Here is a 9,606-nt window from a genome sequence, read left to right as displayed (position 1 = left end):
AATCAAGGGTATCAATTATTTTCTCGATCCTGGATTTTGGTTGCATTTTCATTGCATCTTCAAAGGAGAAAATGCATCTCTGTCGAATATTCATAAGTGACTTCGCCTCCTTCGGATGATTTGTTTGGTCACTTATTTATTCGACAAAATGGGGGGTGAAGTCCTTTTTCTGTATGAATAAAATCCTAATATTTTCGGGCTTACCTAATATGCAAAAGTCTCAATTAATAAAACTTAAAGAAATTAAGGAGAAATAAAAAATGACCCCAACTACAACATTGCATCAGTCAGGTCAAATCGGACCCATACAGACCAAAAACCGTATTGTTATGCCTGCTATGGGAACCGGCCTGGGATCAATAAACGGAGAAGTCACCCCCCAGATGATTCATTATTATGAGGAAAGAGCCGCGGGTGGTGTCGGGATGATTATTGTGGAATTAGCTTGCGTGGACAGTCCGGGGGGCAAAGCCAATCTGACCCAGTTGGGCATAGATCATCCTCGTTATATCTTTGGGCTAAATGAGTTGACCGAAGCCATCCATGCCCACGATTGCCGGGCTATGATACAGTTGCATCATGCCGGCCGCCAGACTTCCGAACCGGTGACCGAAGGAATACAACCGGTGGCTCCCTCGGCCCAGGCATGTAAATTAATGCGGGTTATGCCGCGGGAACTTAGCCGGGAAGAGATTGTCGAGCTTAAAAATAAATTTGTAAGTGCTGCTTTTTATGCTTACAAAGCCGGTTTTGACGGAGTTGAATTACATGCCGCGCATGGTTACCTGCTCAGTCAGTTTCTGTCGCCATATACCAACCAGCGCAGTGACGAATACGGGGGCAATACCGCCAACCGGGCCAGGCTATTGTTGGAGATTATCAGCACCATTAAGCAAAAAATACCCCAATTGGCCCTGAGTGTACGCCTGAATATCGTTGATTTTGTACCGGGCGGTTTGGAACAGGCAGAGGGACTGGAAATAGCCGCTTTAGTTGAGAAAGCCGGGGCTGACCTGATCAATGTTTCCAATGGAATCTATGAATCAGGACAGACCAATATAGAACCGGTTTCATTCCAGGAAGGCTGGAGAATCCATCTGGCTGAAGCCGTCAAGGCCCGTGTTAAGATACCTGTTCTGGCAGGGGGGGTTATTCGTCATCCTGATTTTGCCAATCAATTGCTAGCAAGCGGCAAAACTGATTTTGTTTGGGTGGGACGGGGAATGTTGGCTGATCCGCACTGGGCCGTTAAGTCATTGCGTGGACAGGCTGATAAAATTAGACCCTGCATTTCTTGTAACCACTGCATCGCCCGAAGTTTTGCCGGGGTTCATATCCGCTGTGCAGTAAATCCTTTCGCAGCTCGCGAATGGCGTCTGCGCGATTTTAATCGTTTGGATGGCCTACGGGTAGTGGTGGTAGGCGGCGGACCAGCCGGTATGCAGGCGGCTATATCATTGGCTCGGGCCGGAGCCAGCGTTGATTTAATGGAACGCAGCTCAAAACTAGGCGGATTATTAAATGTCGCCAGTCAGCCACCCCATAAAGAGAGGTTGGCTGAACTGGTCAATTATTTGATCCGGGAAGTTGAACTATCGGGAGTAAAGGTGCATCTTAACACAACGTTTACCCCGGAAATGCTGACAGACTTTAAGGCAGACGCTCTAGTTATTGCCAGCGGCGCCAAGCCGGTAATGCCGAAAATAAACGGTTTGCCTTCAAATATATCTTCCCTGGAAGATATTTTGTCGGGACAGGTAAAAATCAATGGAGAAAAAGTAGTTATAATCGGCGGTGGCAGCAGTGGTTGCGAGTTGGGAGAATACCTGGCCGACCAGGAGAATAATGTCACTATCGTTGAACAGAGCCCGCAGTTGGCTGTCGGTCTGGAAAACATAAACCGCCTGGATCTGCTGGGACGCATTAAAAAGAAAGGAGTAAAAGTTAAAACGGCCTGCAACGTTGAAGAAATCTTAAAAGATGGTGTAGTGGTATACAGTCTCAAAGAAGAAAAGCAAGAAGTCCTGACCGCCGACCGGATAGTAATTTCGTGCGGATACAGGGCGGATCATGAACTCTATGGGGCCGTTCAGGATAAGGTGAAAACTGTTTTTCTAATCGGTGATGCCTATGCTGCCCGCGGCGTTCAGGAATCCCTGGAGGAGGCCGCGCTGGTAGCCTACCGTTTAAGAAAGTCCCGGGAACAATTCCCCGGTCTGGAAATCAACTAAAAAAAGCTGAAGGAGGCTCTATATGGCTATTAAAGTGATAACTGATAGTACATCCTATATAGACCCTGAAACCCAAAATGAATTGGGAATTGACTTAATACCGCTCAGTGTCAATTTCCCCGATGAATCCTTTTTGGAAACAGAAGTAGATTATGATTATTTCTATAAAAAGATTGAGAAAACCGGTATTATACCTACCTCCTCCCAACCCTCGTTAGGGGTAATAATGGAAAAGTTTCGGGAAATAGTGTCCCGCGGCGATGAGGTGCTGGCCATTTTCATATCTTCAACCATGAGCGGAACTTTTGCCACTGCGATGCAAGCCAAGGAAAAGATTTTGCAGGAATTTCCCAAGGCCAGAATTGAAGTCATGGATTCCTATACTAATTGCATGGCATTAGGTATGCAGGTTGTAGCGGCAGCGCGGGAAGCAAAAGTCGGTGCCAGCTTAAACAAGGCTTTACAAGCGGCTCAATTCGTCCGGGATAGGGTGAGGTTCTATTTTGTGCCGGAAACCCTTGAATATTTAAAAAAGGGAGGCCGGATAGGGACTGCTTCAGCTTTATTGGGAACGATATTAAAAATAAGACCTATATTAACGGTGGATATGAAAACCGGCATGACTCATCTACTGGAAAAGACCCGGGGAACGACAACCGCAATAAACCGGATGCTGGAAATGATGGAAGCGGATCGTAATAAATATGGCTTAAAGGAAATACTGATTCATCATATCAATGCTCCTGAAAAGGCCCAGAATCTAAAAAAATTACTAATGGAACGCTATGGTTTGCCGGTTGACATTTGTTCCATCGGACCGGTAATTGGCCTGCATACCGGCCTGGGTACCGTTGGCTTCGTCTATTATACAGAAAACTAACGCCACAAAAAAAACCAAGACACAAGGGTACGGTTCTTTCGTGTCTGGCTTAAACAAACTCAAGAACAGCCATAAGTTTTCTTCTGGCTGGTAAAACAGATTAGTCTTAAAAAAATGACAAAGAAACGCCGCAACCTTATATTAAAATGGCTGCGGCGTTTCTTGCTGGTGTCTTTTAAAAGCGGATGAAATATCTTCGTAAAATGTTTAGCATCATGAATTCTTTTTAATATAATCGTATATAAACCGGTATGATTCAAAATACGAAAAACGTCAATCCAGGGTTAATTTTCCAAACCCGCCGAAATCTCTGGCCATCTCTGCATAAATCGGCTTTCCTACCAGATAAGTATATATCTCATCCGCTTTCTTAACCGGATCTACATCTTTAAAATGTTTTGGGTAGAGGATCTTGCCAATATAGTAAGTATCGGCTAATGCCGTATCAATGTTGCTGGTATAGAAATTAAAAGGCATTTGCCCATAGACTTCTCCATTTTTAATAGCCGTTAAACTCTTATATACTACCGGGTTCTTCTTAAAATCTTGCTGAACCAAATCATATCCAGCTTCATCAATAAATATCTTGTCCGGATTCCATTGGATCAGCTTTTCTAGATCAATATTGACAGAGCCAGTTTTGCCGGTCTCATCCACTACATTTTTAGCCCGTAGTAGCACAAACGGCGGATATTTGGCCTGGGTGCTTTGAATTCCGTGACTGCCTTTCATCCCCATAGCCCCTACATAGACGGTGGGTTTTTCTTCCTCAGCAACATCTTTGACTCGGTCGCGTAGATCTTGCTGGCAATTCTTTATATAGTCTATGACTTCCTGGGCCCGCTTCTCTTCTCCCATTACCTGACCGATAATTGCAAGGGAATCAAAAATAGTATTATCAAATGTACCCAAACTGCCGTAGCTCAATACGATTACCGGTATCCCGGTCTTGGATTGAAGGGAATCGGCCGCGGCCTTATCTAATGAACTATCACAGAAAATAACACCGGGCTTTACCTCTACTAATTTTTCGGCATCGGGACTGGAATTAGGCCCGCCGGTACCAATAACAGGCAGGTTTTTAAGATCCGGATTGGCCAATGCGTAGGGTCTGCCGGTAGGATTGTTTTTTTCAAAATTCTCAACCCCAACAATCTTTTCAATTCCGTTAACGTAACAATACAGCCTTAAAGAACCAGGGCCTATGGCTACAGCCTGGTTAACCGGAGTAGGTATTACTACCTGTCTCCCCGCCATATCGGTTACGGTTACCGTTTTAGATTCAGGGGCTTGAGTTTTATTTGGGCTACAACCGGCCAGGCAAAAAACAAATATCAATAATAGGCTTAAGAAGCCAGCTGCCGTTTTTTTATTCATATTTAACCCTCCTCTTTTTATCTAGTATTTGTTATAGTGGCAATACCACCGGTACATTCCCGAAATGCTCGACACAAACGGGAATTGAGTAAACGCTTTCCACATTCCTGGCCGTAATAACCTCCATACCCCCAGCCGTAAAAATCTCCCCTTGCTTAAGGAAGAGGAATTTATCAGCAAAACGGATGGCCAGGTTAATATCGTGCATGGTAATAACAGCAGCAATCTGTTTGCTTTGTACCACGTCTTTGATAATTCTTAATACCTCGTATTGGTTTTTCAAATCCAGATTACTGGTGGGTTCATCCAGCAAGAGGACATCGGCCTCCTGGGCCAGTGCTCGGGCAATAATTACCTTTTGCAATTCTCCGCCACTAAGTTCATCCAAAAATCTTAAAGAGAAATCTGTAAGATCCATTAGTGCCAAAACCTGATTGACAACTTCCAGATCACGGCTGGAGATATCCCATTTAATATACGGCTTCCTGCCCAATAATACAGTATCAAATACTGTATACCTGGGATTTCCTTGCCTTTGGGAAACATATCCTATACGTTTGGCCAGCTCAGGACGGCTAAGTTTGAAAACTTCCTCTTTTTCCACCAGCACTACACCGTGTTGGGGTTTTAATATACGGTTTATACATTTTAGCAGGGTGGTTTTGCCTACCCCATTCGTACCTAAAATGGCCAAACATTCACCTTTTTGTACTTCAAAACTGATATTTTGGATTACAGGACGGCTGGGATACTTAAATGCAAGTCCCTGAATGTCTAAAATCATTTTTTTTGATACCCCCTTGCCAACAGATAAAGGAAAAGCGGAGCACCCATAAAGGCAGTAATAGCACCTACCGGGAGCACTACAGGCGCCATAATCGTTCGAGCCAGGGTGTCAGAGATCAGCAGCAGGAGTGATCCGGCCAAAACCGATGCCGGAATCAAATAGCGATGGTCACCGCCGATAATCCTGCGCATCATGTGCGGCCCCACCAGCCCAATAAAACCTATGATGCCCAGGAAGGATACGAGTACAGCCGTAATCAAAGAAGCAATAAACATTCCTCCCAGACGTATTCTGTCCACGTTGACTCCTAATCCCAGGGCTGATTCTTCACCGCTATCTAAGGCATTGTAATCCCAACGCCGCATTAGGAAGTAGGCAATAGACAGACTGACTACTACCGTCATAATTATTACTTCATTCCAGGAGGCCCTGCCTAAATCGCCGAAAGTCCAAAAAACAACTGCAGCTACTTGGACATCCGGGGCAAAATACTGCACAATGGTGGTGCCTGCTCCGAACAAGGAACCGAGAGCCACCCCGGCCAGTACCATGGCTTCGGGAGTAATACCCCTAAATTTAGCTAGTAAAAGTATAACTAAGGTAGCGATCATGGCCCAGGCAAAGGCAGAAGTAGTAACCAAATAAGGATTGTTTATCAGGACGGCATCGGCGATAGAGTTTTGTACCTTGCCTGCGCCTAGGGTTACAATGGCCAGGGCAGCTCCAAAGGCTGCCGCTTGGGATATTCCCAGGGTGAAAGGTGATGCCAGGGGATTCCGCAGGGTGTTTTGCATCACACAGCCTGCTACAGATAAGCCGGCCCCTGCCAGGAGACCCGCTAAGATTCGGGGCAGGCGAATATTTAAGATAACGGCTTTTGCAGCCGGATCTCCTTGTCCCAGCAGAGTGGAAACGACTTTTCCCATGGTTAATCCCGAAGACCCGGTCGAAATTGCGTAAACCCCCATAATCAGCGTAGTCCCAAATAGTAACAGTATAATGAGTTTCTTTTTTGCCGTATAACCAGCATAATCGTTTACCATGGCACTTCCTTTCTTAATGCGACCGTTTGAGTAAGTATATTTGCTGGTACTCTCAGATACGTGCAGGATAATAATCACTACAGGGGATGCAAACCGGTTTACCGTCCCGCATACGTGCGCGCGGTTCCATTACTTGTTCACCACATACGCTGCATGTAAGCGAGGGAAAAATCCTGGCCTGGCTTGGAAAATCCAGGTCAACAGCTTCGATTGTAAACAGTTCCTCTTCAGTCAAGGTTAAAATTCTCCTGGTTTCTTCAGCCATCAGTTTTTGGAAGGCGTTAAGTTCCTGCTCGCTGGCAGTACCGTTAAAAACCCGGGTTCTCAAGGGGCCAAACTCATCATCCAGGATATGGTCAAGGGATTTGGCAGCAATGCGAACTGCCCGTCCTGTATCCCGACGGCCAATAGTAAAGACGTTTTTTCCATAATCACGGAAAAAAATGTTTCCTTTGCCCATTGAGCACCCTAAAAGTACCTGCAAAGAATCCAAGGCGCAGTTGTCAGTCTCAACAATAGCAATTAATTCCTCATCCGGTGCCCGCGATGAATTGAGCCGCTCAAGTGCTATTTGGCCGGCGCGAAAACCAATAGCCAGGCCGACACAGGAATGTCCATGAAAATCAACTGCCTTTTCCCAGTCATTTTTAACGCTCATTATCATACCTCCCTGAATATAATGTTGAATAATCGTTGTGCCTGCACAAAAAAACATGACCATAAGCCTTCTGCAAGCACAGAAAAGACCTTCATGGTCATGTAAATTTTGCAACCAAATTAATTACGCATGCTGACTTCTACCAGCGATTATTATAGTTATTCTATACTAATTCTACAAAATCCTGCCATAGCACAAGAACACAAGGGGACGGCAGACTGTACGAAAAGTCCACTTCGCTGTAATGTTATACCCATTATTGAATATATGCATCTAAATAAGCTATCTACCGGGTGAGCTGCATATATATACGGTCTATAAACATTTTTCACACAGCCTGACGGCTCTTTTGTGTCTAGTTTTGATTTTTGTATCTTTCTTCATAGAACTACCCTGACCCATCCAAAAGCTAACGGCACTGCTTGAACGGGAATTGCTGGTAAAGATTAAACATAGTAGAACCATCTCCGGCCAAAAAACCGTCCCCTTGGTAGTTGTGTACTTGAAATATGAGTATGATTGATGAAAAAAATGCTTTATGTTACTCATAATTAACAAAATGTTAACATTTATGTTACCAACTAATATACTATAATAGATAATTATATTTGAATAATGTATTTTTCTAAGCATATTTTTCTCTCTGTATTGAAGTTTAGGCTGAATTTTCGTATTATTATAGATGAGTTACGATTTTTCGACAAAATTCGAGTAAGGCTTAGAAATCTAGGAAAGACTGTCTATTAAGACGTTTTTAATTTTATAGGATAAAAGAAAGGGGCGAAAACAGTGGATTTGGCTGTTAAACTTACTCCGGCTACAGAAAAGCAGAGAGCTTTGATATCCAAAGTGGAAAAAGAAGCCGGCACCGATATTAAGCTTTGTTATCAGTGCGGTAAATGTACGGCGGGATGCCCGGCCGCTTTTGCCATGGACTACCCCCCCCGACAGATCATCCGTATGCTGCAGCTTGATATGGTGGATCAAGCCCTCAGCTCTGAAAGCATCTGGATTTGTGCTTCCTGTGAAACCTGTTCGGCCAGATGTCCCCGTGGGGTTGATATTGCCTCCTTAATGGATGCCATGCGCAGAGAGGCACTGCAGCAAGGGAAAACTGATAAACGTGTAGTTGCTTTTAACAAGGCTTTTTTATCTAACGTTAAGAATTTTGGCAGGACTTATGAGGCCGGTTTGCTGCTGAGATATAATTTAACCACCGGTCAGTTGTTTAAAGATATGGAATTGGGTTTTCCTATGATGAAACGCGGAAAAGTAGGGGTATTTCCCGAGACTATAAAAGGCCGCAGCGAAGTTAAAAAGATCTTCGAACGAGCAGAAAAATTGGGGGGTGTAGAGTAATGAAATTTGCTTATTACCCGGGTTGTTCTGCAGATGGCAGCGCGGTAGAATACGGCATGTCGATGGAAAGAACCGCTAAAATCCTGGGCTTTGAAATGCAGGAACTTCAGGACTGGAACTGCTGTGGGGCTACATCCGCTCATAATACTGACAAGCTGCTTTCCCTGGCGCTGCCTGCCCGCAACCTGGCAATTGCTGAAAAAACCGGCTTGAACAATATGCTGGCCCCCTGTGCTGCCTGTTACAGCCGCCACCGCATTGCGGAACACGTGGTAAAGCATGACCCGGAAATGAAAAAGAAGCTTGAACAGGTCTTGGATATGGAACTGGAGGGAACCAGCGAGACCGTTTCCATCCTGGATGTTTTAGCCAATATGATAGGTACTGAAGCCATTAAGGCCAAGGTGACCAATCCCCTGACGGGGATGAAGGCGGCCAGTTATTATGGATGTCTTTTGGTTAGGCCGGTAGAGCACACCGGTTTTGATGACCCTGAGGATCCTCAAAGTATGGATCAGGTAATGCAAGCCCTAGGGGCTGAGACGGTTGACTGGTCCCATAAAACTGAATGCTGTGGTGCGGCTATGGTAACATCACGGCCGGATGTAGGCAATCAAATGCTATATAAGGTATTAAAAGATGCCAAAGACTCTGGGGCTGAGTGCATTGTAACCGCTTGTCCACTTTGTATGTTAAATTTGGATATGCGCCAGGCGGGTGTCGAAAAAAAGTTTAAGGAAAAAATTGCCCTCCCGGTTTATTACGTTACTGAGTTGCTGGCCATTGCCTGCGGCGATGCTCCTTCCATGGTAGGGATCGAAAAACACTTTGTAGAGGCCGGACGATATCTTGATACCGTAAAAGTGCGGGCGGCTGAAGCTAAAGCGGCTGCTGAGAAAGCCGCTCAGGAAGCTGCAGCCAAGGCCAAGGAAAAAACGGCGAAGTCTGGTGACACGGCGAAAAGCGCGCCTACGCCAGAAGCCGAACAGAAAAAGATAGATGCTTTTATAACTGCTTTTGGCAAAAATCCGGATAAAATGGCCGCTCGGTTGATTGAAGATCCGGCTCGGGCTGAAACCTTGACGGTAGTCCTGGATGACAAAAAAATTGCCAAATTAGCACAATTGATGGCTTCCGATATGGAAAAAGCCAAAAAGGCAGCAGATGCCTTTGTTACTGCAGAACTGAATAAGCGGGGCAATGCTTAGATACTAAGCAATAGATAGTATTTTAGCTGAGGCATTACTTCCACCAAGAAGGGAGACGGGAGA

The 9,606-nt window shown here is 45.0% G+C and carries 8 protein-coding genes; 4 read left to right on the top strand and 4 right to left on the bottom strand.

What is annotated here, in order from left to right; translation table 11 throughout:
- The first annotated feature begins 260 nt into the window (after positions 1 to 260).
- Both AAV90_RS03690 and AAV90_RS03685 read left to right on the top strand, forming a co-directional pair.
- Positions 261 to 2,231, top strand: a complete 1,971-nt coding sequence (locus AAV90_RS03690) for an NAD(P)/FAD-dependent oxidoreductase (RefSeq protein ID WP_046495963.1) — start codon at positions 261 to 263, stop codon at positions 2,229 to 2,231.
- 22 nt (positions 2,232 to 2,253) lie between these two features.
- Positions 2,254 to 3,111 carry a DegV family protein gene (locus AAV90_RS03685; protein ID WP_046495960.1) on the top strand — a complete coding sequence of 286 codons (858 nt, stop codon included), beginning with the start codon at positions 2,254 to 2,256 and terminating at the stop codon, positions 3,109 to 3,111.
- 273 nt (positions 3,112 to 3,384) lie between these two features.
- On the opposite strand, the gene AAV90_RS03680 is transcribed toward AAV90_RS03685, so the two are convergent.
- Genes AAV90_RS03680 through AAV90_RS03665 form a run of 4 tightly spaced genes read right to left on the bottom strand, consistent with a single transcriptional unit; the run spans position 3,385 to position 6,976 of the window.
- Positions 3,385 to 4,488, bottom strand: a complete 1,104-nt coding sequence (locus tag AAV90_RS03680; protein WP_046495958.1) for an iron ABC transporter substrate-binding protein — start codon at positions 4,486 to 4,488, stop codon at positions 3,385 to 3,387.
- Positions 4,489 to 4,519: 31 nt separating this feature from the next.
- A complete protein-coding gene (locus AAV90_RS03675) occupies positions 4,520 to 5,272 on the bottom strand; it encodes an ABC transporter ATP-binding protein (protein ID WP_046495956.1) in 753 nt (250 codons plus the stop codon).
- Complete coding sequence (locus AAV90_RS03670; protein WP_046495954.1) at positions 5,269 to 6,318, bottom strand: FecCD family ABC transporter permease; 1,050 nt, start codon at positions 6,316 to 6,318, stop codon at positions 5,269 to 5,271. The genes AAV90_RS03675 and AAV90_RS03670 overlap by 4 nt, the downstream gene beginning before the upstream one ends.
- A gap of 52 nt (positions 6,319 to 6,370) precedes the next feature.
- Positions 6,371 to 6,976 carry an FmdE family protein gene (locus AAV90_RS03665; RefSeq protein ID WP_046495952.1) on the bottom strand — a complete coding sequence of 202 codons (606 nt, stop codon included), beginning with the start codon at positions 6,974 to 6,976 and terminating at the stop codon, positions 6,371 to 6,373.
- A gap of 789 nt (positions 6,977 to 7,765) precedes the next feature.
- Here AAV90_RS03665 and AAV90_RS03660 point away from each other — a divergent pair.
- Together AAV90_RS03660 and AAV90_RS03655 are read left to right on the top strand one after the other, a co-directional pair.
- Entirely contained in the window at positions 7,766 to 8,335 is a 570-nt protein-coding gene (locus AAV90_RS03660) for a 4Fe-4S dicluster domain-containing protein (RefSeq protein ID WP_046495950.1), read from the top strand.
- The gene (locus tag AAV90_RS03655; RefSeq protein ID WP_046495948.1) at positions 8,335 to 9,543 is read left to right on the top strand and encodes a CoB--CoM heterodisulfide reductase iron-sulfur subunit B family protein; all 1,209 of its coding nucleotides are present in this window, start codon (positions 8,335 to 8,337) and stop codon (positions 9,541 to 9,543) included. Before AAV90_RS03660 ends, AAV90_RS03655 begins: the two co-directional genes overlap by 1 nt.
- Positions 9,544 to 9,606 lie beyond the last annotated feature (63 nt).

This window comes from Syntrophomonas zehnderi OL-4 (assembly GCF_000983115.1).
Lineage (GTDB): Bacteria > Bacillota > Syntrophomonadia > Syntrophomonadales > Syntrophomonadaceae > Syntrophomonas_B > Syntrophomonas_B zehnderi.
The sequence above is the reverse complement of the archived record's forward strand: the minus strand, read 5'-3'. Positions and strand labels throughout refer to the sequence as shown.